General features: G+C 36.1%; 19 protein-coding genes. 7 read left to right on the top strand and 12 right to left on the bottom strand.

The window, feature by feature from the left end; translation table 11 throughout:
• Window positions 1–5: 5 nt before the first annotated feature.
• Window positions 6–1,106 carry a ribosome biogenesis GTPase YqeH gene (gene yqeH / locus WAX46_RS02595; protein WP_336493319.1) on the bottom strand — a complete coding sequence of 367 codons (1,101 nt, stop codon included), beginning with the start codon at window positions 1,104–1,106 and terminating at the stop codon, window positions 6–8.
• Between the two features lie 2 nt (window positions 1,107–1,108).
• A complete protein-coding gene (locus tag WAX46_RS02590) occupies window positions 1,109–1,630 on the bottom strand; it encodes a YqeG family HAD IIIA-type phosphatase (RefSeq protein WP_226566866.1) in 522 nt (173 codons plus the stop codon).
• Window positions 1,631–1,991: 361 nt separating this feature from the next.
• Here WAX46_RS02590 and WAX46_RS02585 point away from each other — a divergent pair, with 361 nt between their 5' ends.
• The gene (locus tag WAX46_RS02585; RefSeq protein ID WP_099681243.1) at window positions 1,992–2,132 is read left to right on the top strand and encodes a sporulation histidine kinase inhibitor Sda; all 141 of its coding nucleotides are present in this window, start codon (window positions 1,992–1,994) and stop codon (window positions 2,130–2,132) included.
• 135 nt (window positions 2,133–2,267) lie between these two features.
• Here the strand turns inward: WAX46_RS02585 and WAX46_RS15715 are convergent, their stop codons facing one another.
• The 3 genes from WAX46_RS15715 to WAX46_RS02570 all read right to left on the bottom strand — a co-directional run bounded on the left by WAX46_RS15715 (window position 2,268) and on the right by WAX46_RS02570 (window position 4,865).
• A complete protein-coding gene (locus WAX46_RS15715) occupies window positions 2,268–2,798 on the bottom strand; it encodes a hypothetical protein (RefSeq protein WP_442895653.1) in 531 nt (176 codons plus the stop codon).
• A 27-nt stretch (window positions 2,799–2,825) separates the two neighbouring features.
• Window positions 2,826–3,566 carry a polysaccharide deacetylase family protein gene (locus tag WAX46_RS02575; RefSeq protein WP_226566795.1) on the bottom strand — a complete coding sequence of 247 codons (741 nt, stop codon included), beginning with the start codon at window positions 3,564–3,566 and terminating at the stop codon, window positions 2,826–2,828.
• Window positions 3,567–3,743: 177 nt separating this feature from the next.
• A complete protein-coding gene (locus WAX46_RS02570) occupies window positions 3,744–4,865 on the bottom strand; it encodes a Rap family tetratricopeptide repeat protein (RefSeq protein ID WP_226566794.1) in 1,122 nt (373 codons plus the stop codon).
• Between the two features lie 215 nt (window positions 4,866–5,080).
• Here WAX46_RS02570 and sigK point away from each other — a divergent pair, with 215 nt between their 5' ends.
• From sigK to WAX46_RS02550, 4 genes are all read left to right on the top strand, one after another.
• Window positions 5,081–5,818, top strand: coding sequence for an RNA polymerase sporulation sigma factor SigK (gene sigK, locus WAX46_RS02565; protein ID WP_226566793.1), 738 nt, complete (start codon window positions 5,081–5,083; stop codon window positions 5,816–5,818).
• Window positions 5,819–6,478: 660 nt separating this feature from the next.
• A complete protein-coding gene (gene hpaB / locus WAX46_RS02560) occupies window positions 6,479–7,921 on the top strand; it encodes a 4-hydroxyphenylacetate 3-monooxygenase, oxygenase component (RefSeq protein WP_226566792.1) in 1,443 nt (480 codons plus the stop codon).
• Window positions 7,922–8,360: 439 nt separating this feature from the next.
• Window positions 8,361–9,704: an ABC transporter permease gene (locus WAX46_RS02555; RefSeq protein WP_336493333.1), complete on the top strand. Its 1,344-nt coding sequence runs from the start codon at window positions 8,361–8,363 to the stop codon at window positions 9,702–9,704.
• 11 nt (window positions 9,705–9,715) lie between these two features.
• Window positions 9,716–10,402, top strand: a complete 687-nt coding sequence (locus WAX46_RS02550; RefSeq protein ID WP_226566791.1) for an ABC transporter ATP-binding protein — start codon at window positions 9,716–9,718, stop codon at window positions 10,400–10,402.
• Window positions 10,403–10,938: 536 nt separating this feature from the next.
• On the opposite strand, the gene WAX46_RS02545 is transcribed toward WAX46_RS02550, so the two are convergent.
• The 7 genes from WAX46_RS02545 to WAX46_RS02515 all read right to left on the bottom strand — a co-directional run bounded on the left by WAX46_RS02545 (window position 10,939) and on the right by WAX46_RS02515 (window position 20,031).
• Window positions 10,939–13,569, bottom strand: coding sequence for an RICIN domain-containing protein (locus tag WAX46_RS02545; RefSeq protein WP_336493318.1), 2,631 nt, complete (start codon window positions 13,567–13,569; stop codon window positions 10,939–10,941).
• Window positions 13,570–14,137: 568 nt separating this feature from the next.
• Complete coding sequence (locus tag WAX46_RS02540; RefSeq protein WP_336493317.1) at window positions 14,138–15,625, bottom strand: sensor histidine kinase; 1,488 nt, start codon at window positions 15,623–15,625, stop codon at window positions 14,138–14,140.
• Window positions 15,618–16,283: a response regulator transcription factor gene (locus WAX46_RS02535; RefSeq protein ID WP_336493316.1), complete on the bottom strand. Its 666-nt coding sequence runs from the start codon at window positions 16,281–16,283 to the stop codon at window positions 15,618–15,620. The genes WAX46_RS02540 and WAX46_RS02535 overlap by 8 nt, the downstream gene beginning before the upstream one ends.
• 346 nt (window positions 16,284–16,629) lie before the next feature.
• Window positions 16,630–18,057, bottom strand: coding sequence for a glycoside hydrolase family 1 protein (locus WAX46_RS02530; RefSeq protein WP_226566786.1), 1,428 nt, complete (start codon window positions 18,055–18,057; stop codon window positions 16,630–16,632).
• Window positions 18,058–18,083: 26 nt separating this feature from the next.
• The gene (locus WAX46_RS02525) at window positions 18,084–18,431 is read right to left on the bottom strand and encodes a PTS lactose/cellobiose transporter subunit IIA (RefSeq protein ID WP_226566785.1); all 348 of its coding nucleotides are present in this window, start codon (window positions 18,429–18,431) and stop codon (window positions 18,084–18,086) included.
• A 25-nt stretch (window positions 18,432–18,456) separates the two neighbouring features.
• Window positions 18,457–19,695 carry a PTS sugar transporter subunit IIC gene (locus tag WAX46_RS02520; protein ID WP_226566784.1) on the bottom strand — a complete coding sequence of 413 codons (1,239 nt, stop codon included), beginning with the start codon at window positions 19,693–19,695 and terminating at the stop codon, window positions 18,457–18,459.
• A gap of 21 nt (window positions 19,696–19,716) precedes the next feature.
• Complete coding sequence (locus WAX46_RS02515; RefSeq protein ID WP_226566783.1) at window positions 19,717–20,031, bottom strand: PTS sugar transporter subunit IIB; 315 nt, start codon at window positions 20,029–20,031, stop codon at window positions 19,717–19,719.
• Between the two features lie 157 nt (window positions 20,032–20,188).
• On the opposite strand from WAX46_RS02515, the gene WAX46_RS02510 reads away from it, so the two are divergent.
• On the top strand, window positions 20,189–22,096 hold the full coding sequence (locus tag WAX46_RS02510; protein WP_336493315.1) for a BglG family transcription antiterminator: 1,908 nt from the start codon (window positions 20,189–20,191) through the stop codon (window positions 22,094–22,096).
• 809 nt (window positions 22,097–22,905) lie between these two features.
• Window positions 22,906–24,531, top strand: a complete 1,626-nt coding sequence (locus WAX46_RS02505; protein WP_336493314.1) for a spore germination protein — start codon at window positions 22,906–22,908, stop codon at window positions 24,529–24,531.
• Window positions 24,532–24,541: the final 10 nt, after the last annotated feature.

Here is a 24,541-nt window from a genome sequence, read left to right as displayed (position 1 = left end):
ACTTTTTAAATTAACGAACGTCTCATAAACACATAAACGCCTTTTGGCGCATATACTTTAATTTGCTTTCCTGCATCATTCGCTGTCACCCAGCCTAATCCTGAAAAGACGATGTCCGTTTTCGGCTGATCAATGCTAAAAGTATGCGGAACGAGCAGGGGGAAATTTTTCATTCCCTCTTTCGATGGCGGTGAAAGCAGCTCACCTGCATGCTTTTCATATAAGTCATCTGCGTTTTCTAGCTTTGTCCGGTGAATGTTGAGCTCATTTGGCATATAGCAGACAAATGATGTTCTGCCGCCTTTTACATAATCAAAACGAGCAAGCCCCCCAAAATAAAGCGTTTGGGCTTCATTTAACTGGAACGTTCTGGGTTTCAATTCTTTTTTCGGCGTTAAAATTTTCAGGTCATTTTTGCTCACATAGTGTGCCATTTGATGGCGATTGATGATGCCCGGCGTATCGAATAAAGCAGACCCGTCATCAAGTGGAATCTCAATTGCATCAAGAGTTGTTCCTGGATATTGGGATGTGGTGATCACGTTCTCTTCTCCAGACACCTCTTTGATGATTCGATTGATAAATGTTGATTTTCCAACGTTCGTACAGCCGACAATATAGACATTTCTACCTTCACGATAATAATCGATGGCTTCCATCACCTCAGGCACGCCTTGACCTCTGCTTGCACTAATTAAAAAAACATCGATTGGATTTAGTCCATTTTCTTTTGCTTCCCGCTTCATCCAATGAACAAGGCGATCTTTTTTCACTGATTTCGGTAAAATATCCACTTTGTTACCGACAAGTAAAATCGGGTTACCACCAACAATACGGCTCAGCCCGTTGATCCAGCTTCCGTTAAAGTCAAAAATATCAACGACCTTGACAATGAGAGAATCTGTTTCCCCAATGTTGTGTAAAATATTTAAAAAGTCGTCTTCTGTTAAAGAAACATCCTGAATGTCATTGTAGTTTTTTAACCTAAAACAGCGCTGGCAGATCACATCTTCTTTCAAAAGAGATGCTGCCGGCGCATATCCTAATTGATCTTTATCTTCCGTCTGAATGGCTACACCGCAGCCAATACAAACAACCTTTTCCATTATTACTCTTCCTCCCACTGAATGTGGCCCTTACGTTTTAAGGATCCTAAAATTCTGCGTTCAATCTGCCTGTTAAACTTTGTGAAAAATCCGTCGGAGGCAGCCACAGGAACGACCAAAATTGTATGGAAGCCATGCCTGTTCCCGCCCAAGACATCTGTCATGAGCTGATCCCCAATGACAACCACATCTTCTTTTTTCAATTGCATATCAGCGACAGCCTTATTAAAGGCTCTTCCCATAGGCTTTCTCGCTTTATAAATAAACGGAATGTGAACCGGCTCTGAAAAAAGCTTGACCCTTTTTTCATTATTATTCGAGACAATTGTCACTTGTATCCCGTGATCTTTCATGTCTTGAAACCATTCAATCAAACGCGGTGTCGCACTTGGACGGTCCCATTCTACTAGTGTGTTATCTAAGTCAGTAATAATTCCTTTTACATTTCGTTCTTTTAATTTTTTCGGCGAAATGTGGAAAATACTTTTCACAAATTCATCCGGTAGAAAATACTTCTTTAGCACAATTTGCACCCTTTCTTTCATTGGTTTTTCAGCGATTGTGTCGAAAAAAATCACAATTTGTCTGTCTATCGAATACAATGAAAAAGTTTTCGACATATGATGAGGCCCTTCAACAGGTGTGGATAATTTTACACACATTATCCACCTATATTTCATCACACTTTCATACAATTATAAACACTCTACCCACAAGTTATCCACTTAACCATGTGGATAACAGAACGATTGTTCTTGTTTCCCATTCATGGTAGATTAAAGGTACTTCAAAGACATTCGATCAACCTATGATGATATGTTCTTCCTCAAGTTTTATGCCAACTTTTTCAGGGGAGGTGTTTTTCCCATCATATGGGTTTCTAGTATGAAAAAGCTGTCAGATGATTTACTTATAGAATCATATTATAAAGCACATGAAATGAACTTAAATCGCGACTTCATTGAATTAATTGAGACAGAAATGAAAAGACGTTCGCTCGGGCATATGCTCTCTGTTTCCTCTTAATTCCATATCGCCAGGAACCATGCCTCCCGAGCACTCTCCTTTTTCAACTCAGGTGACTGATATTATATCACTTGCGCTATAGGCTTACTACTATTTTCCGTAAAAAACACCCCTTCTTATAAAAGAAGAGGTGTCTTATTTGCAAGGCTGTTCATTCCAAAACCATAACCCTCCGCCTACTACCAAAATAACCACAAGAAACACAACAAGAAAAGCGTAACCGATTCCTGCTCCTTGGGCTGGATACGCACACTCAGGGTAAGGATAAGGACATCCCCACATATCAGTTACCTCCTTATAGGAAGATATACTATAGACTATGCTAAATGGATGGTCTTGTTTAGGCAGATGGCCAATATTTAAAATGTTTGATGACATCACGCTCTTTATTTCGTTATAAATGATTCTCACCCCTTTAGGTGTCATATGATTGCCCAAAGGGTGGATTAGACCTGATTGAATGAGAGCATTGTCACTATTTTCACCCGCTTCTTGGATGAAAGCTTTCCAATTGTCGACAAGTGGCACTTGCTGATCCTTAGCCTCTTCTCTTGTGATGTCAATGACGCTTTCTTGTACTGGTTTTGAGCATCCAGCTACGACACATATCAGGATGACCTCCAAAAGCCTCTTCATATAGTAAACGACAAGACTTTTTGGTTTCAATGAATGACTGTTTTTGACGAATTCCCCTTATTGTAGCTGAACAGGTAGATACGCTCTGTCATAATGCAGCAGTTCGCTTACTTTCACAAACTCATAGCCCCTATTCTTTAATTCAGGGATCACCTGTTTCAGTGCTTCTACTGTTTGCTTACGATTTCCTCCGCCATCATGTAAAAGGATAATATCGCCGCCCTGAATATGATCGATAATACGGCTTGCAATTTTGTGTGCACCAGGTCTTGACCAGTCTTTTGGATCTTGCGTAAAGGACCACATGACCACATCATACCCTTGCTTTGAAAGAATGTGAAATGACTTCATCGTCAGCCTGCCACCAGGAGGACGAAATAATAAGGGCCCGCCTGGCTGGAGGGATGCGATATGAGCCGCTGATTCTTTTAGTTCCTGCTTGATTTGCTTCGATGACAAACGATCAAAATACGTATGGTTCATGGTATGATTGCCGATCTCATTTCCTTCGCCCACAATCCGCTTCGCAACCTCTGGATATGCATGAACCCTGCTCCCTAAGACAAAAAAGCTGGCATTCACTCTGTTCTCTTTTAGTACATCCAATATTTGATTCGTGTACACCGGATGCGGTCCATCATCGAAGGTTAACGCAATCTTTTTTCGTTCCTCTCTCATGTCCCAAAAGACCCGTCCGGTTTTTTCCAGTTCGACTCTTTTTAATGTTCCTGCCTCTATATCATTAGGAACAAAACCGCATAATAACAATACACACACAAAGATGTGCAACCCTTTCATCAGACCGCCTCCACAGAACATCATTATGGATTAAAATGCCCGTTTTCAGATGTATTTATGCAGGGATTATGATCATGTCTGCTCCTCACTGCACTCTTTTTCACATCAAAAAAGCCGGCCATACAGGCCCGCTTTTTGCTTCACGTTTGGTTTCTCTCTTCAACTGTCGAACGTTGCTTAGAATTCATACAGACAATCTCCTTCTTTGATTTGATTTTGAGCCCATAATAGCTTCTGATAATACTGGTTGGCCTTCTGGTATTGTTGAGAGGCTTCTAAGGCTGTCGCAATTTCAAGTGAGATATCCTCTATATAAGAGTATAGGCTAAGTTTTTCCAAATAATCAATGGTTTTTTGCAACTGCTTTTCATTGATCTCCTGAACATATAAAGCATCCAGATACTCAAACATATGACAGAACAGCTGGTCTTCATGGTTCTTTGCGGCTAATTTCCCATCTTCTAATATGTGCAGCCCATGCGCCTGTTCATTTTGTCTAAAAAGTAGCTTCGCAAGCGTAAATAGCGTATGTGGGAGCGTGGGAAGGTCCTCTTTGCGAGCGAGGTCAGCCGATTCAGTTAAATATCGTTCTGCTTCCTCTCTATAGCCAAGCTCTCCATAACATTTCCCTAAATTATAGAGCGCCGAACTGTATATACGCGGATGATCAATTTCGGATGCGAGCTGTTTCGCTTTTTTCAAGTGAGGCACTGCTCGATCCTTTCGTTTTAAGTCTTGATAATTGCCTGAGATGACAAAGAGGCACTGAATAATGCGAATAGAATATGCATCATGCTGATCGTATATTTCCAGCGCCTTTAAAATATGGTGCATGGAGACATGTGTTTGTTTCATAATATAGTAGGCTTCTGCAACTTTAAAATGAAACTCAGCTTGCTCAATATCATCAAATACCCTGGACATCTGTTTTTCTGCCACTCGATAATATTTGACGGCCTCTAAATATTCTTTTTGACTAAACTCATGCATGCCACGAAAAAATGCATGGTAATAATGCAGCATATCAGATAACTCATGATTGGAATTTTCGATTTTATCGACAAGGTTAGATACTGAGAAAGGTTGGTATTTTGAAGGGTGTATATAGTCAAGCATGATCTGGTGCCGAAAGCACATGAGCTGATAATAAATCAGTAAATGCTGGTCCTCTTCCATATGTTCAATTTCTGCTTCTACTTCCGCTTTCAAGATTTCCGCATCTGGAACACTGAACTGCCGTATCATCCGATACCATTCATTAATTTTCATACCTACATGTGAAGAAAGAACCTTCCCCATGTTCCGAAAAAACCCCTTCCTTTTCGGTCTAATATTACATATTTTAGCACGCTTCTTGACCGCCAAGCACCGCAAAGAAACCGCAAACATTCAAGAAAGACAACAAAAACATACGAACAGGAGCACGTTTTTTTGAAAAAGATGAATTTTTCATCGTACAGACACAGACAATCCCTCCTTCACATACATTTGAGGATATAGGCAGAGGCCTAAACATGGTGGAGGTGAAAATCGTGGCAGGAGTATTTACAGCGATGGGGTTGATGGTCAAAGAATTGGTGTTTTTAGTGTCCTATGTCAAAAACAATGCCTTTCCACAGCCCCTTTCTGGAGATGATGAAAAAAAATACTTAGCCCTCATGGCACAGGGCGATGAACATGCGAGAAATATGCTGATTGAACATAACCTTCGGCTCGTCGCCCATATTGTAAAGAAATTTGAAAATACCGGGGAAGACGCTGAAGACCTCATCTCCATAGGGACGATCGGACTCATTAAAGCCATCGAAAGCTATTCCTCTGGAAAAGGAACGAAGCTGGCAACGTATGCTGCGCGGTGTATTGAGAATGAAATCCTCATGCATTTACGCGCCCTCAAAAAAACAAAAAAGGATGTTTCCCTGCATGACCCCATCGGTCAGGATAAAGAAGGCAACGAAATTTCATTAATTGATGTCTTAAAATCAGAAAATGAAGACGTCATCGACACCATCCAGCTCAATATGGAGCTTGAAAAAGTAAAGGAGTATATCAACATTCTTGATGGCAGAGAAAAAGAAGTCGTCGTCGGCCGGTTCGGCCTTGATTTAAAGAAAGAGAAAACGCAGCGGGAAATAGCGAAAGAGCTTGGGATATCGCGGAGCTATGTGTCCCGGATTGAAAAGCGGGCGCTGATGAAGATGTTTCATGAGTTTTATCGGGCGGAGAAGCGAAAGAGGGAGAAGGGGAAATAATGACGCAGAAGCCGGTCTCATCATCCGGCTTCTATTTTATTTCGTTGAGCCTAAAATCCAAATCATAGATACCAAAATCCACCTTTTAGAACCCCTGCCCTGCCCATTGAAGCCCCATAGCACTGTAAAAGTTATAGTGCGAACCTCATATTACGAATGACAAAAGTAGTGGTCAACTACGTCTGACTCCCGTCGACAAAGTATTAAAACTTTATCCATTAATAAATAGTTGAAACAAATAGTTATTTTATCAGTGGATAAACAATCCTCTATTACTTTCCTTAAGGCGTTCTCTACACCTACAGAGTGTTTGCAAGTGCTTACCTGAATGATTTAGAACACATTCTAAAAGAAGTGCTGCAACTTTAGTTGGAATAGTAGAACTTTTCTTACTTAATCAATAAAAACAGTTCCAAGTCAACAATGTTTTTTGAACTAACTTCCTGCATGGAGTGGATACAAAAACTTCACCGTCGTAAGAAAAGTAGAAATTGGTTTTCAAATACAACTTATTTAAGAATTCAAATATTAATTTATAGGAAAGAATGTGTTTTCCTCAACAAAAAGGCTTAAACCCATTATATATGTAACCAACATTTATATTAATCCATATTATGTAATCTAACCCAACATAACATTATTATTGAAGGAGCGATTTCAATGGGAATCATAAGTGGTAAAGGGTTTATAGATCGTTTAAATAAACTTAAAAATGAAGTTTGGTTTGACGGTATAAAAGTCGAAGGCGACATTTCTGAACATCCTACATTTAAAGGTCTTCTAAAAACCAAGAGTTCCCTTTACGATTTACAAACAGACAGCAACTTAACAGATGAGATGACTTTTCTTCTCCCAGGAAAAAAAGAGCTGGTTGGATTATCTTATTTACAGCCCAAAACAAAAGAGGATTTAAAAAAAAGAAGAAGAATGATTGAACGTTGGGCAAGACACACACATGGAATGATGGGAAGAAGTCCTGATTACATGAACACTGCATTAATGAGCTTTGCATCTTCTGCATCCCTTTTAAATAATAAAGAAAACTGCTTCCCTGAAAATATTCGTTCACTTTACTATAAAGCTATGGAACAAGACCTTTCGTTTACCCATACATTTATTACTCCTCAGGTCAATCGTTCTCAAATGAATTTAGAGATGTCAGAAAATCCAATCTCCGCTAAAGTCGTTGATCGTAATGACGAAGGAATTATTATAAAAGGCGCCCGCCTCCTCGCTACTCAGGGTGGCTTAACAGATGAAGTCTTAGTGCTTTCAGCCCCGACACCCTTTTGGGATCAGGATGAAGCTTTCGCTTTTTCCATCCCCTCTAACACTCAAGGGGTTAAGTTTATTTGCAGGGAATCTTTCGTATCAGGAGAATCTGCATTTAATCATCCTCTTGCTTCAAGATATGAAGAAATGGACTCTATTGTAATCTTTGATAATGTTTTAGTTCCATGGGATAGGGTATTTTTTTATGATAATGCAGAAGCTTCCAACAGCTTTTTGGTGCAAAGCTCTTTTCAAGCGTTTACGTTTCATCAAGTAGTCATAAGACAAATAGTAAAGACTGAATTTCTATTAGGGATTTCTCAACTTCTCGTGGATACCATTAATATATCTGAGTACCAACATATACAAGGAAAATTGTCAGAAGTAATTATTGGTCTCGAAACCATAAAGGCACTTTTAGAAAAATCAGAAAATGATGCAAAGTTAGATGAGTGGGGATATATGCGACCTAGTCTGATTCCCCTTCAGGTAATCAGCACACTTTTTCCTAAAATCTATCCTCGTTTTACAGAAATTATACAGTTAATTGGTGCTAGTGGAATGGTTACATTGCCGACCGAAGACACCTTTAATTCAGAGATGAAAGAGGATCTTAACCATTATTTGCAAGCTACTGATACGAATGGGGAAGATAGAGTTAAAATTTTTCGCTTAGCTTGGGATCTCACTATGAGCTCTTTTGGCACAAGACAAACACACTATGAAAGATTTTTCTTCGGAGATCCAATTCGCTTAGCAGGCGGATTATATGAAAGCTATCCAAAAAAAGCACAAGTTACGGAGATTAAAGAATTTTTAAATCTAAAATGATCACAGAGTTATTTCTATTGGTGCGCAGGAATAGAGCTCATTCTTAAATAGCAGTACAAATGTGGCTTTTTCTCTTCTCAGAGAAAAAGCCTTTTAAATGATCACAGTTTTACTGTGTTTCTACTCAACCATAATTTACATGTAAAAGAGAAGTGTTTCAAGATGAAATTCAAAATATGAAAAATTAAAGCTAACTGCTAAAATATCGGCGGAAAAATCCCACAAAATACGGAGAATAAATTAGATATAGATTTTCATTTGTTAGATTTTTCAATATTTTAAAATCTTAGATGGTGTTAATTTATTTTTCATTACCTTTAACTTTCTATATCTTTTTCTACACATAAACTCCTCTAACTCTCTAGACATTCTTCATTTTATCTACATATCAACTACAGATTGATTCTATAAAGTATAGATAACAAGGAGGAGTTGAATGATGAATTTTATTAAACGTGCATTTCTTAGTATGAAACAACGAAAGGTAAAGTCTATAATACTTCTATGTATTTTCTTTATTGTAACTAATTTAGTATTAGCCGGCTTCGCCATTCAAAACGCATCCCAAAAGGCATCAGAGTTAGCAAGAGAAAAATTAGGGGCTGATGTCACTCTACAACCAGATTTTGAAAAAAGCATGAAACAAAATGGGGGTATGGTCAAAGTCCCATCCTTTCCTGATAAAAAAACAATAGATAAATTAGCAAATTCTCCATATGTAATAGACTATAATGTTACAACACCTAGTATAGGAGAAGCTGATGGATTTACACCTATTAAAGATGAAGATAGTGAAGACAACAACTCTCAAATCATGCAAGTTCCTGGAGATCTATCCATTGACGGGGTAAGGAACTCTAATTTAACAGCGAGTTTTAAAGATGGAAGAAGCAAGATAATAGATGGGAAAGCCATTACACCAGATGTAAAAAACAAAAAGGTTACCCTAATTGAAAAAAGATTAGCTGAAAAAAACAACTTAAAAGTAGGAGATAAGATTAAATGGAAATCACGAGAGGGTAAGGAAATGGAATATGAGATTATTGGTATCTATGAAACGGACGAACAACCTCCAAATATAGAAGGAGTTCCTCTAGCTATTATGGATCCTGCTAACAAACTGTATGTTCCTTATGAATCTCTGACAGATGCTGAAATTAGTAACGCGGTTTACTATCTAAAGAACCCAAGATATATCGAAGAATTTAAAAAAGAAGCAAAGAAAACAGATATTGACTTTGATACATTTAAATTAGATGCACATGATAAATTATACCAGCAGATGAGTGGTCCAATTGAAAACATCGCATCCATTTCTAAAATGGTTATTTATGTGGTTTCCATTGCAGGTGCAGTCATTTTAGGTTTAATTATTACCTTATCTGTTAAAGAACGCAGAAAAGAAATTGGAATCTTATTATCCATTGGCGAGAAAAAATGGAAAATGATTGGCCAGCTAATGGTTGAAATACTATGTATTGCATTATTAGCATTCGGTCTTTCTTTAATGACTGGTGAGAAGGTGTCACAAAAAATTGGAGATCATTTATTAGCGAATGAAATTGCGACAACTGAAGAGACTACATCATCTTCTGAAATGATTATAGATCCAACTCAACAACAAACAGCGGATCCTATTGATCAGATTGATATTAGTATAACAAAAGGAGATTTGGCGAAAGTCGGGGGAATAGGGATTGGTATTGCACTTCTTTCTACAATCATTCCAGCTTTATCAATTCTTCGTTTAAAACCTAAAAATATACTCTTGAAAGATGAATGAGGAGGATTAAAATGAGTACAATTTTACAGTTTAAAAATACCAACTATCACTATGAGAGTAACCATAAAAAAATAAAAATATTAGACAATGTTACCTTTTCTTTTCAACAAGGATGTTTTTATACAATCATAGGTCCATCCGGATCTGGTAAAACAACCACATTGGGCTTAGGGTGTGGCTTAGACGTACCAAAGAGTGGATACGTACTCTACAAAGGAAAGAATATTCAAAAAATAGGATTAGATCAATATCGTAATCAACATGTAGCATGTATTTTTCAGTCGTATAATTTAATTACTTATATGACAGCTCTGCAGAATGTACTGACAGCAATGGAGATTACAGGGGTTGAGTTGAATAATAAAAAAGAAAGAGCATTAGAATTGTTAGAAAAGGTCGGATTAACAGAAGCTCAGGCGAAACGTAATGTATTACAACTTAGTGGTGGACAACAACAGCGTGTAGCAATTGCCCGTGCATTATCTTGCAATGTAGATTTATTAATAGCAGATGAACCAACAGGAAATTTAGATAAAGAAACAGCCCGGGAAATTATTGAACTATTTAAAGAGTTAGCCCATAAAGAAAATAAATGTATTATTGTAGTGACTCACTCATTAGACGTAGCAGATCAATCAGATAAAACTGTTTATCTAGAAAACAAAAAATTAGTTTTAAAGAATTATAATCGCAAGTAACATACCTACTGTCAAGAGACAGTGGAAATAACCGAAACACACTAAACAGCTTCAGCCCGTCGGAATACAGGGCAAAAGCTGTTTAGTTTTTTCTTATAGACGATCATGGTTGTAAAAGTGAATATATGCGTCAATATCATGCGTTTTTCAATCATCCTTCTGTTGATAGATGTGCTTATGATTGAGGCGCTTTTTAAAACGGCGGTTCATGTTTAAGATGGTTCTTCTTATCATGCTGGTTTTCTGATCCTTTTTCGACAGAGGATGTACCCATTTCGTTCATATATGTTAGTACATCCTTTTTAAGTGAGTAGAGTAGCTTGTATAGCTTTTTATAAAGCCGCATTCCCCTTGATGTTCATGATGAACACCTATATAATTTCTCTTATCAATTCTTTCCCTTGATTATATCTCAAAACACTTTGTATCTTTTCTTCTCACGTAAATTTGGCCCAAAAAACACCCGTAAAGGTTAATGATTGGTGTCTAATATTTACGGGGCAGTTCAGATGTCGGCTGTCTTTCTTTTTCTAAGTTTAATTAATACGAGGCATAAAATTCCACAGTTGATTTTTATTAAGATTAGGCGTATAGCTAATTATGTTGTTTCCATTCTCTAAACTTGAATCCTGTAGATCTAGTACTTGAGTAGGATCATACGCACTTCTGATTGAAAAAGCCCCATGCTGATTATTATATTCTACAATCCAAAACTTTCGCAATTCGTTCTCATCAGGAGGTGAGTCTATATTATCTACAGCAATATTAAGGTTTTTACCTTGATAATACAAACCTAAATTTTGAGCATAACCATTACGAATTTTGTAGGCTTTTTTATTAGAGTCATATTCAAGTTTCCAATCTTGAGCTGTAGCATTAATGTACTGCCATATGATAGCGTTATTGTTGTTTTTATCGATTACTTTTTTATAATCTAGCTTACTTGATATATTGTACGTACCATCTGGCAGGATTGGAACATCCACTCTTTGCAGCGACCATTTCTGTGCTATCTGTGTGACTGTTCCGTTGTCTTCATAGGCTTGTAATTGTGTACCATTAGTCGTATTTCTTCCAGGGAGATCTAAAACCATCTTAGGATTTTTGTAATTTCTAAGAATAAAGTAACCATCTGATGTTTTTTCGGGACGCCAATATTGATCACTATAATCTCCAGTTGCACCAATTATTTTTCCGGAATAATTACTATCCCAGGCAAATGCTAAGTCTGTGTTATTTACATTTACGACTCTATAAGCTTGTTTATCTTTATTAAAGGTAAATCTCCACTTTTGATTATTCTTAAAATGTTTATCATATATAACTACCTTACTGTCAGATGTTAAATCTGCTACTTTATTTTGGTTTATACTACTTGTTATTAAATATTCACCGTCTTCTATGGTTTGATTCACAACAGAAGTAATACCCCATTTTTGAGCTTTTGTTCCATTGTATTCATAGGCTTGTAATTGTGCACCATTAGTCGTATTTCCTTCAGGGAGATCTAAAACCATCTTAGGATTTTTGTAATTTCTAAGAATAAAGTAACCATCTGATGTTTTTTCGGGACGCCAATATTGATCACTATAATCTCCAGTTGCACCAATTATTTTCCCAGAACGATTACTATCCCAGGCAAATGAAATTACTGGATTACTAGGGATTGTAATTTTATAAGCTTGTTTGGACGAATCAAAAGTGAAATTCCATTTTTGATTATCCAGACTGTAGTTTTGATAAATATGAATTTTAGCGCCATCTTCTACTTTGCTTAGATCGGCTATTTTATTTGTATCAATACTACTTTTGATTTGATATTGACCATCTTTTAATGGTTGATACTGTGTTTTATCTATTTTCCATTCCTGTGAAGGTGCTCCATTCTCAATCCATGCAAACAATGGGGTTCCATCAGACGTATTACCAGAATGTAAATCCAGTAACATATTAGTATTATACAAACTTCTGAACTTATAATAACCATCGCTCGTTATTTCTATTTTCCAATACTGATCATTATAGTTATTATCATCATATCCAATAATATTATTCCCGTGTTTACTATTCCAAGTCAACAATAAATTTTGATTTTGAGTGCTTTTTATTTTATAAGCATCCTTGCTACTATTATAAACGAAATTCCATTTTTGATTATTAAAACCATAATTTTGAGATGCATGAACGAGTGATCCACTTTCATTTTTAGATAAATCTGCTAAGATGTTTTCGTCTTTTTTACTCTTTATTTGATATTCACCATCTGGAATTATTCCTGGGCCAGTGAAAGTAGAAAGATCATCTCCTGGTGGAACAGTGCCGTTTTCTCCATACATATCGTTATCAGGGTTAAAGCTTGTATTTTTAATCTTTTTATCTGGAACATCAGCATCTTTATGGTTACCATCTGGATGATCTGGATACCAATTTACTAGTTCTGTTCTAGATGAAGCTGCTATCCCTTCTAACTCCCCAGGGTCTGAAAAATATGGGTTAATCCAGACTCTTTGAATTCGCCCGTCTTGCAGTTCTCGAACCGATCGAATAAATTCAGGGCGAATTCCGCCCGGGAAAGCTACTTCTATTTGATTTGGCCAAGGAGATTGATCTCCAAAAACATTCACATCGATTCCTCCTGGTGCAAAAATTTCATATTGATAGACAATTCCCCTAGCTGAGGATCGAGGAGTCCATGGTTGTTGTCTTTTCCCATCTTTATATCTTGTTTTTGTTGTTGAAACAAATATAGAAGGTGTATTTGAATCTACATACCTATATAAATCTGTTTCTTGCACGCTTGGAGCTTCTTGAATAACTTGTGGAATAAATCCATCTCGCAAAATCTGATTGGGGGGACGCCGATCCCACCTTAATAACCTTTGTCTTGTATCTAGCTTGTTCTTCCCATCCAGATCTTGTATTTCTGTAGGTCTCCAAAAAGGAGCTTTGTCCATTAAATCAAGAGCTAATCCTCGCGCGATATATAGCCCAGCGACCAATAAATCTAAGTTTCTTATCCAGTCAACAGTAGCTGACTGAACACCATTCGTATTCTCTGGAGCTTGTGCATAAGTTGTTTCCTGTGTAGTAGGTATTACACTAATTCCTAGTAAAAGTGTGATCATAAAAATTAATACTGTTTTTTTAAGTATAGAAGACTTGTGCATAATCCCTATCACCTCAAATAAAGTTTTAACAAAAATCTAGGGAGAGACAGGCTACATTAAAAATTTAAAGAATCACTTTCACCTCCCTTTTTCTTGCAACAATATAGTTAAATATACCATGGATTTTTTTAGAATTCAAAATTTTCTGTCAATATTTTAGATTTCACCCAGCTTTATGATATTAACCTATGAGCAGGTGATCCAGTTGTGTAAAAGCCAAGTCTTACTAAAGACATAAAGCTATCTAAAGAAAAGACACCATTATTGCAGATTTGAACTTGATGACATTCATTCTGCACTACGGATTTCATCAACGGTGAGAAGATCAGAGGGTTAATCGGTGTGTATTCCCATCCTTATACCACCTGACCCATGTCTGCACCTAGTTCTTATTCTTGATATTTAATTCCTGTCATATTGTCCCCATAGAAAAAACACCTCCACATTTAGGATAACAACTATCCGTTTTCAAACTTGAAGAGGTGTTTTTTATTTGTATCATCTTATGGGATCAGTCCCATGGCAAAAAGATTTTTTATTCAATCTGTCTACCTTTAAGGGGAGCATATCAAGAATGGGGGTCTTTATCTATATTTTTGTTTGTTATAGGAATCGTAACAGCAAATTGCACACCTTTTTTTATATTTCTCACATTATATGTGATTGCAAGAGCTTCAAATACTCGTTTCACAAGATAGAGGCCTAATCCACTTCCACCTGTATTACGATTTCTCGATTTTTCAATACGATAAAATGGCTTAAAAATTTGCTGAATGTCGTCATCTTTAATCTGTACACCTGTATTCATAACTTGAAATTGGATGTTAGTATGGTCCTTTGATAGATTTAATTTCACATATACCTTTTCACCACGTGGCGAATACATAATGCCATTATGAATAATGTTTTTATAAGCTTTTTCTAAAAGATTACAATCTGTGTATACACAAATATTAGGGGCAATTTGTTTTATCATCTGAATATCCTTTTCAGACGCAAAGAAATCAAGTTTTTCTACAATAGCAAGAATCAAGTTCGAAAGATTTACTTCTTCACATTGAGGTTTAAAGGTATGTTGCTCCAACTTGGATATACTTAAAATTTCACGAATTAAATTTTCCATATCATTAACAATATAGAAGTTTTTATACAAATAGGTGTTACGATCTTTATAGGGACCAATATTATATATCATCCCTTCAAGTTGTCCTTTCAAAGTAGTCAGAGGTGTCTTTAATTCATGTGAAACAATGGCAAAGAACTCCCTTCGTTTCTTTTCTATTTCTCTTTCCTTTTCTATGTCACTCTTTAATTGTTGATTCGCCTGTTGTAAAGCGTGTATATTTTCTTGCAAGTTAATAGCCATATCATTAAGACTATTTGATAATTCTCCCAACTCATCATTAGAACGCACCTCAATTTTTTCTGAAAAATCGAGGTTTGCCATTTTTTGTGCTCCTTGACTAACATATAGGATTGGTTTCGTAATGAACCTTGAGTATAAATAAGCACTTCCAATTCCGATAAATATCACAATAATACTGATATACGGAATGAAAAGAGTCAAAACTTGTGATGCTTCATCTATAGGCTGTAATGTTGCCGCTACATTAATAATTAGCGTGCCATCCTTGAATTGTATAGATTGATTAATACTGTATGAATTTAAAGGCGTATTTGTTGAGACCCTACCAATTGAATTAATCTCTGTACTCTTACTCGGTATGGGTTCCTTTGAATCACCTATAATATGGATAGAAGGAGAATAGATAATTATTCCTTCAGTATTTTGAACGTAAAGAAGGGCGTTATTTTTGTTTCCGTATTCAGTTAGCAGTGGTTTCGCCTCTTGAAACGTAAGATCTTTGGCTTTCTCAATCATTTCTTCAAATCCTATTTGGAGCTGATTTATTTTATACTTTTCATAAAAAGTAGGGAGAAAAAAGTATAAGGAAACATAAATTAAAATAGCAAAAGAACACAAAATGAGTGATGTAATGAGAAACAGTTTATAGGTAATACGTTTCATTCGTATTATTTCTCGTATTTTATTCATCTATTTGATATCCTATACCTTTTATCGTTTTAATATAGGGGAGGTTTAGCTTCTTTCTTATATTCTTAATATGTGTATCAATGTTTCTTGTATCTCCTACATACTCATAACCCCAAACTTCTTCTACTATCGTCTCCCTCGTAAGTACATTTTTACCATTCCTTAATAATAAATACAAAATTTCAAATTCCTTTGTTGTAAGAGGTATTTCTACCTTATTTACGTATGCTTTATATGCATCACCGTCCACCTGTATTTCTTTAAAAATAAATTGATTTCCCTTCCTTTGATCATAACTTCTTTTTAGTACAGCTTCTACTCGCCGAATCAAAACATGAAAGGAAAAAGGCTTCGTAATATAATCATCGGCTCCATGTTCAAATCCTTTGATTTGATCTTGTTCTTCCTCCATTGCGGTTAGCATAATAATAGGTACCTTTGAATGAGTACGAATCATTTTTGCCACATCAAAGCCACTCAGATTCGGCAACATCACATCAAGAATTATAAGGTCAAATGGCTGTTTATTAAATTGCTTCATTCCCTCAAATCCATCAGATGCAGTCTCTACAATATATTTTTGCGTCATTAAAAATTGTTTAATGAGTTCTTGAATCGCCTGATCATCCTCTATCACAAGAATTCGATAATTTATCATTTATATCACCTCGCCTAATATTATAACTTTGTTATCTGAAGTTGGCATGTAGAAATATATAGGTGAAAGAATATTTGTTAGCAACACCGAAAATGATATGGGACATGTAAAAGAAAAGTATTTTAAAATGAGAGGAAGGGAGAAAAAAGCAAAGCGATAAAATGAATAACCGAATTCTTATCGACAGGGAATTGGATCTTCCGGAATTGGAAATGAAAGCTACTACACATAGCAAGACATCGATAATGCACTGAAACACAAAAAAGCTTGTCACAAAATACATACAAATAATGCATTTTGCGACAACCTTCTTAAGCTAAATCAATATTCATACTCTTTCAGCATCCTAACTATCTGATAGATGTCGTCCATTAGAAGCAATCACTTTTTGATACCAGTAAAAGCTATCCTTTTTGATTCGCTCCAATGATTTTACTTCTTGATCATCACGGTCAATATATACAAAACCATAACGCTTTCTAAAACCGCTGGACGTACTTAGTAAATCCATAAAGGACCATGCCATATATCCCCATATGTCCACCCCATCTTTAATTGCCAGTAGAAGCTGTTGAAGATGATCTCGCAAGAAGTCCACCCTCTCTTGATCATGAATCTTTTGATCATCCGTCACTTGATCTAATGTACCAATCCCATTTTCGGTAATCATTATTGGAACATGATAGCGATCATATAGTTCATTCAATAGATATCGAAAACCTACAGGATCAATCTCCCAATCCCATCTAGTTTTTTCTGTGTAAGGGTTGACTCCCCCTTCAAACATACCGGGAATGTTATCGAATTGTGTATAATCATCCTCACCATCATAATTCATCTTCAATTCTTTTTTATCAGTTTCCTCTGGGATATACTTCACAACACGTGATTGATAATAATTCAACCCTATAAAATCAGGTTTGGCAGACTTTATGTATGCCATATCATCTGATTCTATCGTGGGCTCCAGTCCATTATCCACCAGATAATTCCATACAAAAGAACGGTATTCACCTTTCATGTATAAGTCCATAAACAAATAGGTTCTTAAGTCATCTGCGTGTCTGGCAGCTAAAATATCTTCTGGTTTGGATGTTGCCGGATAGTTGGGTATGATTCCTAAAGCTGGTCCAATTTTTGCTTTTGGAAGCATATTACGACATAAATGCACCGCCTTTGCATGTGCTAATGTCATAATATGATTCATTTCATATTTCTGTTTCTCTAATGGCATATCAGGATCAAACTCCATCAAATATGGCAACTGAAACATATTGCTTTGTTCATTAATGGTGAGCCAATAGTTCACATCTGGAAAATGTGTAAAAAGCACCTCGCAATATTCTTCAAAATCCTGAATCACTTTTCTAGATGACCAGCCACCATATTCCTCTTGCAGACATTGTGGTAAATCAAAATGATAAATCGTCACAATAGGTTCAATTTGAAATTCCTTTAGTTTGTTAATGATACGACGATAAAAAGCAATGCCATCTTGATTTATTTCGCCGCGGCCATTAGGCAAAATTCTCGTCCAAGCAATGGAAAAGCGATAAGCTTTCAATCCTAACTCTTTCATTAATTCAATGTCTTTTTCCCAATACTGATAGTGTCCAGAGGCGACGCTAGAGTCCGCATATTTACGATTCATATTCTTTTCAACAACAGACAATGTTTTGCCATGAGACAAGTGTTCACCTTCTATTTGATAAGCTGAAGTTGCCGCTCCCCAAAGAAAGGAAACTGGAAATTGATTATTTGCATGCCGATACATCTCTATCACTTCCCATCTACTTATAGTTACTCTTTTAGTTTTTTTATTCTTTGTTCTAATGATTGAGAGATTCTTAATAAATTTCTCGCCATATTCCATTCACTCATAACCGTCATCAAATGATCTTGTGCATGGGTAAATAAGGTCGAGAAAACTATTTCTTCCCCCCTTGCCTCTTTTTGGATCGTTTCTGTCTGGAAAGAGTGAGCTTGAGACATATGCTTTTTTGCTTGTGTTAATGCTTCTTCTGCGTGTACAAACTCAAATGTTTCCACATGCCTCAGAGCCGTTTGAATATCGGCACGCGCATTGCCTGCCCCTAAAATGATTTGCATCGCAACTTCTTGCAGTGCCTCTGTATTATTTTGACTCAAATGAATCACCCCTAAAGTTGATAGATTAAACTTGTTGTTCTGTTTCTTCTGCTACTTTTTGTTTATCATATACCTTGACGAATGGATACCATATGATCAGCGATACAACAAGGTTAATAACCAAAAGAAATAAACTGCTAAAGTTTGTATTCACCAAAAAGGTGGAAATACCAATTGGTAAATACCATAATTGCATAACCTCTGCTGGCAGTGGAATGACTCCAAACGAAAGCACTAAATAAGTGATGGCTGGAATAATAATACCATTCAACCACATTGGAATCATCAAGATTGGATTAAAGGCAACCGGCGCCCCGAATACTACGGGTTCATTAATATTAAAAATCGAAGGTACAATGGTCACTCTACTAACCGCCTTCAAGTGATTCGACTCAGCAATCACTAACATAATAATCACCAATGGTAATGTGGTACCCATGCCACCAATCCAAATCCAAGCCATTAATGTTTCAAACGTATGGATATTGGAAGGGTTCAGACCTTGCGCTAATTGGCTTGCATTCTGTTCAATTCCTGCCATCCACATCGGAAATACAACTGGGTACAGTGCCCATGGGCTAATACCAAAAGAATATAAAAACACACAAATAAATGTAATAGCGACAAAGCCAGCAAAACTTTGTCCAATACTATTCAACGGCTCAAATAAACTAAGAATCGAGGCATAAAGATCAAAGGTTCCAACAATTGTAACGAGCCATCCAGCTAATAATAAAAGAGAAATCGGTACAATCGTATCAAACCAAACGATAATAAAATCAGGTAAAGAACTAGATTCTTTAAAAAAGGAGATCTTACTAAACAAATAAAAGACAAAACCAACCAATAAGCCAACGATAATGGCAACAAACATCCCATTTGCGCCAAACCTTTCAAAGGAAAATATAATTTGACCTTCCGCATCAAAGGTTGGAGAAAGCAATAACAAAAACATTGCTGCCCCCGTCAATCCAGCAATTAATTTTCGGTCATTCTTTTTTAGCTTTTCCAGTATAAAATATGGGACTAAAAAAGAGATAAACAAACTCATCAGACCAAACGAAAAATCACTGATAGGCTGTAAATTAGGCATATTGGGTATAAAATCGTTTAAAATCATAATCAAGGTGATTAATGATCCGACAAGAATTAAGGGCAACACACCCATGATAGACTCTTGAATAGCCGATACCCAGGCATTTCGAGTAATTTTATTCATTTTAGGTGCAAAAGACCGATTCATGTATTCAATTAATTTATTCATTCTTACCCCTCCTTCATCAGATTATTCTAAGCCTAATCCTTTTACAATGATTTCGAGTCCTTTCTCTCCATTTAAAGTGCCATATGTCATTTGATCGATTAATTGAAATGGAATATTTGTATTTGCAAGTTCGGCCGCAATATCGTCTTGAATATAACTCAAGTGGGGAGCAATCAACACCATATCAATGCTATCCTTATAATCATTTAATTCGGATTCTCCACGAGCCATCACTTCGACCTCTAATCCTTTTTTCTTGGCTGCCTTTCGAATATTCTGAGCTAAAAACCCACTAGAGGCTCCGCCACTGCAAATTAATAAGATCTTTTTTTTCATTGTTGTTTCCTCCTTATTTCACGCTTAACTATATTATGTCCAAATCATTGTAAAACTAACCAATGTAAATATTACCTACCTATTGGCAACATATTTATTTTCGTCATCAAGCTTATAGATAGTATAATGATAATAAAAAAAAGAGGTGGAATTATAAATGAAGGACAAGAATATCAAATCACTAATTCAGATACTGAAAGAACGAAAAGATTGGATGAAAACAAACGAAATTTTGGATTATTTAAATATCTCTTCTCGGACGTTACGGAATTATGTTCAATATATCAATCAACAATATCAGTCATCGCTTGCAATAGAATCATCTAATATGGGGTACCGTTTGAAAACGGCAGAAAACTTGAGGGGGCTGTCCCAGCAAAAGAAAGAAAGCTTAAGCAATAGAGTATACTACATTTTACAGCAAATAATTCTATCAGAAGATGGTATTGATATATTTGATTTGAGTGAGGATATGTTTGTAAGCGTTCCCACTGTTGAAAAGGATATTATCGAATGCCGGAAGTTTATTAGCAACTATCATTTGAATATTTATCGTGTGAAAGGTCATTTGTTCCTGCGAGGAAAAGAAATTGATAAACGAAAAGTAATGAGTATGATTTATTATAAACAATATAATACTACCTTTTATAATATTATAGATCTAGAAAAAATATTTGGATATGAATTACACAATTTCAAAACAATGTTGTTGCAGATTATCCAGAACCATGGTTACGATATAAATGAATATACGCTAGGCAATATTATCTATCATATTATTATATCTATTGAACGCATGCAGGATAACCAGTACGTCAATCACCTTGTCTATCCGTATAAAGAAACTTTTATTTCGATGACCATCATACATGAAATCCAAGGCCTAATAGAATCGTATTTCCAGGTTCACATGGATCACAATGAATTATATTATTTACAAGCACTCTTTAGCAGTAAGACTACCAATATGTCAGAGGAAAAGGAGAAGTTTGTCCAAGCAAAATATGAGACTTTAATTGATGAAATCTTAGAAAAAGTGAACGAGAACTATCTTATTAGTTTGGAGGATGAAGAGTTTAAAACCAAGTTTGTCTTGCATGTCCAAAATATGGTGGTAAGGTGTTCCAACAATTTTCCATATAAAAATCCCTTAACACAATCAATTAAAATGTCTTCTCCACTTATCTACGATTTATCGGTCTATATTAGTAATCTAATTTCAGAAAAGCTAGATATACACCTGCATGAAGATGAGATTACATATATTTCCTTACATGTAGGAAGCTGTTTAGAATTAAAACAAAAAAAACATGACCTGCTTGAAGTCGTACTCGTCTGTCCTGCTTATAATCATTTACAGTTTCAATTAAAAGAGAAGATAGAACACTACTTCGCCAATCAATTACGAGTCATAAAGGTAGTAACAAGGATTGACAAGGAAATATCAGCACTTCAGGCTGATTTTATTATTTCTACGATGGAGATTCCATTAGATCAGACTATTGCCAAAGTTGTTATCAGTACGTTTCTGTCCTCAGATGATATACTAAACATACAAACACTTGTCTACCGAATCAAACAGGAAAAGGAGCAACAGCAACTTAAACAAAACCTGCTTTCCTTATTTGATAAACGGATATTTATGTTCAGTAATCAAACGTTCCAAGATGAATTTGATATTATATCATTTATCACCGGAAAGATGACCGATCTTCGCTTAGTTAAAAAGGATTTTGTGGGAAATGTTATTAAAAGGGAAAAGTTGTCCTCTACCGCCTTTAATAATATCGTAGCCGTTCCTCATTCCATCCATATGGATGCATTACAAACTTCTATCGCTGTACTAATCACGAATAAACCAATTAAGTGGGGAGACGCTACTAACATACGGATTGTGACGTTAATCGCCATGAACAAGAATGAACGAAATATCTACAGGGACATATATGACGAATATATTAAAATCCTTGCAAGTGCAACGAATGTGAGAAAGCTTGCAAATTCACCGTCATATGAAGCGTTTATTGATCAACTAATGGACCTGATTGACCAGCCGAGTGGATAAATACAACCATGTCCGTAATAAAGGACATGGTTGTATTTACTGTTTAATCACTCTTTCGTAGAATTTAACTTTAATGGCTAAATGACTACCTAAGTTAATCATTGAATGCTCCCCGTTTAATTTTATAAAGTTTTATCCTCCACTTTAAAGAAGTACAAACTCTTTATTAATTGTAAATTTTTTTTACAAGAATTTCATTAGAAATAGCATCAGGACAGTCCCAGTGAATGGTATAGAATCAGCCGCTAGATTTGTTGCATGTGCATACGTTCTCTGCTCTTGCAAATTCCACTCACTTGATCCACCTTGTATATCCGGACTTCATAATAATTGAGGAAAGTATCATTCATGTAAAAACTCCGCCAATTATTCTTACACATGGTGGTTCTAAAGAAAGTTCAAGACAATCACATCCTCTTTCGTGCTCTTCCACGATCCAACATTTCCACCTGTTGTCTTATTTCTACCTATCAAGACTTTTTTAAAAAGACATATAAACATCGTATGTAAAGCTCAATCCGCCGATATGTTACAATAAAGGGATTTAATTCTGACGAAAATAGACGGAATTTCCCATTTATCCCCTCAAATTATTCATTTCCTCATTTAAAAAGAAAAATCTAACCTATGGATGTATATTTGTGTTGAAGGTGAACAAAAATCAGTGGAATATCACAGCCTTTTCTCATTTGGATTTAACAAAAAACAAGTGCTTTGATTAGCAATCCAATCAACGATATCTGTGTAAATCTTTCAGTCATAAATGCACCTTTTATAGGACATGCTATGAAAAAGGAGGGAAAACAAAGATGGATGAATTGTATTTATTTCTCTTTCGTTTTGATGTCATGGCAGGGGCTATAATTGTATTTATTGTTCCCTATATTTTTTCTGAAATAGGAGAGTCTTTAAAAAAAATCCACAAAGAGACGAAACGCCCCTACATAGAGAAAAAGTCAATGAAATCTTTAACAGGAGATCTGTCTAAAGATATCAGTCATATATCTGAGTGCGTCGGACGCAGCTCCGACCTCTCAGTCAGGAAATTTGTCATCGGATCTTCTGGAATGAAAGCTGCCCTCATTCATATAGACGGACTTACAGATAAACAGATGATACATGATCATCTCTTAACTCCTTTAATGACTTTATATGCTGGCAAAAACTTCTCATCTAATGAAGTTGAGTCATTTCTTTTGAGTAAGCATATTCCTATGACAGATGTTAAGGAAAACAAAACTATTGATGATATCCTGCATGGGATTTTGACTGGATCGGCCGCTTTAATCATCGATAGGCTTCACGACGCAATCATCATTGATGTAAAGGGATGGAAATCTAGGGATATTATGGGAGCACCAACAGAAACCCTTGTTAGAGGTCCCCGTATTGGCTTTGTTGAAAATCTTAGGGATAATACGGCCCTTTTAAGAAGGCTTAGTCCAAGTCCCAACCTTAGAATGGTTGATTATCAAATCGGAAAACAGACTAAATTATGTTCACTCGTTTATATAAAAGGGATTGCAGAAGAAGATCTCGTAGAAGAAGTCTCGGAGCGAATCAAACAGATTGACATTGATAATGCACTTGATACCGGATATATCGAGCAGCTTATAGAAGACAATTATCTTTCACTCTTTCCTCAAATTCAAAATACCGAACGGCCCGACCGAGTAATGGGCGCCCTTTTGGAAGGGAGAGTTGCCATACTGTTGGATGGATCTCCATTTGCTTTAATTGTTCCTGTGACATTACCTATGTTCATTCAAACTCCAGAAGACTATTATGAAAGATGGTTGCCGATGTCATTCTTTCGAATGCTGCGCTTTACGGCATCTTTTATTAGTGTATTCCTGCCAAGTCTCTACATTGCGTTTGTCTCCTTTAATCAAGGAATGATACCAACTAAACTGGCTCTGTCCATGGCAAGCTCAAGGATTAACTCACCATTCCCTTCTTTAGTCGAAGCCATCCTAATGGAAGTTTCAGTTGAAATTTTGCGTGAAGCTGGACTTCGCTTGCCAAGACCTGTCGGTTCTACAGTCGGGTTGGTCGGAGGACTTGTTATTGGTGAAGCGGCCGTTAAAGCCAATCTTGTGAGCCCAATCATGGTCATTGTGGTTGCCTTGACTGCTATCTCCTCCTTCGTAATTCCTCAATACAATATAGGGATTGGTTTAAGAATACTACGTTTTGGTGGGATGTTTTGCGCAGCTACTTTAGGATTGTACGGTATTTTATTGTTCTTGCTGATAATATGCATTCATTTATCAAAACTTGAAAGTTTTGGAACACCTTATTTTACTGCAAATATATTTGATTTTAAAGATGTAAAAGACACCATATTTAGACTACCTTTATTTTCCATGATTATCCGTCCGAAGGAACTTTCATCTGACATAAACAAGTATCGAAGAAAAAAGAAAAGGCTGTGAACCATTTTGC

It is taken from the genome of Bacillus sp. FJAT-53060, assembly GCF_037104745.1.
GTDB lineage: Bacteria > Bacillota > Bacilli > Bacillales > Bacillaceae > Bacillus > Bacillus stratosphericus_B.
The sequence above is the reverse complement of the archived record's forward strand: the minus strand, read 5'-3'. Positions and strand labels throughout refer to the sequence as shown.

Coding starts and splice junctions, on each gene's coding strand:
- yqeH (WP_336493319.1), bottom strand. CDS start 1,106: ATGGAAAAGGTTGTTTGTATTGGCTGCGGTGTAGCCATTCAGACGGAA.
- WAX46_RS02585 (WP_099681243.1), top strand. CDS start 1,992: ATGAAAAAGCTGTCAGATGATTTACTTATAGAATCATATTATAAAGCA.
- WAX46_RS02575 (WP_226566795.1), bottom strand. CDS start 3,566: ATGAAAGGGTTGCACATCTTTGTGTGTGTATTGTTATTATGCGGTTTT.
- WAX46_RS02570 (WP_226566794.1), bottom strand. CDS start 4,865: ATGGGGAAGGTTCTTTCTTCACATGTAGGTATGAAAATTAATGAATGG.
- sigK (WP_226566793.1), top strand. CDS start 5,081: ATGGTGGAGGTGAAAATCGTGGCAGGAGTATTTACAGCGATGGGGTTG.
- hpaB (WP_226566792.1), top strand. CDS start 6,479: ATGGGAATCATAAGTGGTAAAGGGTTTATAGATCGTTTAAATAAACTT.
- WAX46_RS02555 (WP_336493333.1), top strand. CDS start 8,361: ATGAATTTTATTAAACGTGCATTTCTTAGTATGAAACAACGAAAGGTA.
- WAX46_RS02550 (WP_226566791.1), top strand. CDS start 9,716: ATGAGTACAATTTTACAGTTTAAAAATACCAACTATCACTATGAGAGT.
- WAX46_RS02545 (WP_336493318.1), bottom strand. CDS start 13,569: ATGCACAAGTCTTCTATACTTAAAAAAACAGTATTAATTTTTATGATC.
- WAX46_RS02540 (WP_336493317.1), bottom strand. CDS start 15,625: ATGAATAAAATACGAGAAATAATACGAATGAAACGTATTACCTATAAA.
- WAX46_RS02535 (WP_336493316.1), bottom strand. CDS start 16,283: ATGATAAATTATCGAATTCTTGTGATAGAGGATGATCAGGCGATTCAA.
- WAX46_RS02530 (WP_226566786.1), bottom strand. CDS start 18,057: ATGTATCGGCATGCAAATAATCAATTTCCAGTTTCCTTTCTTTGGGGA.
- WAX46_RS02520 (WP_226566784.1), bottom strand. CDS start 19,695: ATGAATAAATTAATTGAATACATGAATCGGTCTTTTGCACCTAAAATG.
- WAX46_RS02515 (WP_226566783.1), bottom strand. CDS start 20,031: ATGAAAAAAAAGATCTTATTAATTTGCAGTGGCGGAGCCTCTAGTGGG.
- WAX46_RS02510 (WP_336493315.1), top strand. CDS start 20,189: ATGAAGGACAAGAATATCAAATCACTAATTCAGATACTGAAAGAACGA.
- WAX46_RS02505 (WP_336493314.1), top strand. CDS start 22,906: ATGGATGAATTGTATTTATTTCTCTTTCGTTTTGATGTCATGGCAGGG.